Origin of the sequence: Pseudoalteromonas sp. 0802 (assembly GCF_013350085.1) — a bacterium.
Taxonomy (GTDB): Bacteria; Pseudomonadota; Gammaproteobacteria; order Enterobacterales; family Alteromonadaceae; genus Pseudoalteromonas.
The window spans coordinates 1-1,186 of the sequence record NZ_JABVXE010000061.1 but is presented as its reverse complement, the minus strand read 5'-3'; the positions used below and the strand labels follow the sequence as shown (position 1 = coordinate 1,186).

1 protein-coding gene is annotated in these 1,186 nt (G+C 46.2%); it reads left to right on the top strand.

The window, feature by feature from the left end; translation table 11 throughout:
- Positions 1-1,185, top strand: coding sequence for an elongation factor Tu (gene tuf / locus HUS61_RS21100; RefSeq protein ID WP_054564107.1), 1,185 nt, complete (start codon positions 1-3; stop codon positions 1,183-1,185).
- The last annotated feature ends 1 nt before the right edge of the window (position 1,186 follow it).

The window sequence follows — 1,186 nt, the reverse complement described above, 5'->3', positions numbered from 1 at the left end:
ATGGCAAAAGAAAAGTTTGAACGCGTAAAACCGCACGTAAACGTTGGTACAATCGGCCACGTTGACCACGGTAAAACAACTCTAACAGCAGCAATCACTAACGTACTTGCAAAAGTATACGGTGGTGTAGCTAAAGACTTCGCATCAATCGATAACGCTCCAGAAGAGCGTGAGCGTGGTATCACAATCTCAACTTCACACGTTGAGTACGATACTCCAACTCGTCACTACGCACACGTAGACTGTCCAGGACACGCCGATTATGTTAAAAACATGATCACTGGTGCTGCTCAAATGGACGGCGCAATCCTAGTAGTTGCTGCGACTGACGGTCCTATGCCACAAACTCGTGAGCACATCCTACTTTCTCGTCAGGTTGGTGTACCTTACATCATCGTATTCATGAACAAATGTGACATGGTTGACGACGAAGAGCTACTTGAGCTAGTTGAGATGGAAGTTCGTGAACTTCTTTCTGAGTACGACTTCCCAGGTGATGACTTACCACTAATCCAAGGTTCAGCGCTTAAAGCGTTAGAAGGCGAGAAAGAGTGGGAAGACAAAATCGTTGAGCTTGCAGAAGCACTAGATTCTTACATCCCAGAGCCAGAGCGTGACATCGATAAGCCATTCATCATGCCTATCGAAGACGTATTCTCAATCCAAGGTCGTGGTACTGTTGTAACTGGCCGTGTTGAAGCTGGTATCATCAACGTGAATGACGAAGTTGAAATCGTAGGTATCAAAGAAACTACGAAGACAACTTGTACAGGTGTTGAGATGTTCCGTAAGCTTCTAGACGAAGGTCGTGCGGGTGAGAACATCGGTGCACTTCTACGTGGTACTAAGCGTGAAGACGTTGAACGTGGTCAAGTACTAGCTAAGCCTGGTTCAATCACTCCACACACGAAGTTCACTTCAGAAGTATACGTACTTTCTAAAGATGAAGGTGGTCGTCACACTCCATTCTTCAAAGGTTACCGTCCACAGTTCTACTTCCGTACAACTGACGTAACAGGTGACGTACAGTTACCAGACGGCGTTGAAATGGTAATGCCTGGTGACAACATCAAGATGACTGTAGAACTAATCTGCCCAATCGCGATGGACGAAGGTTTACGCTTCGCTATCCGTGAAGGTGGCCGTACAGTTGGTGCTGGTGTTGTTGCAACTATCGTTGAGTAAT

What these genes read in the sequence shown, in the direction of transcription:
- tuf (WP_054564107.1), top strand. Translation starts at nt 1, where the DNA reads ATGGCAAAAGAAAAGTTTGAACGCGTAAAACCGCACGTAAACGTTGGT.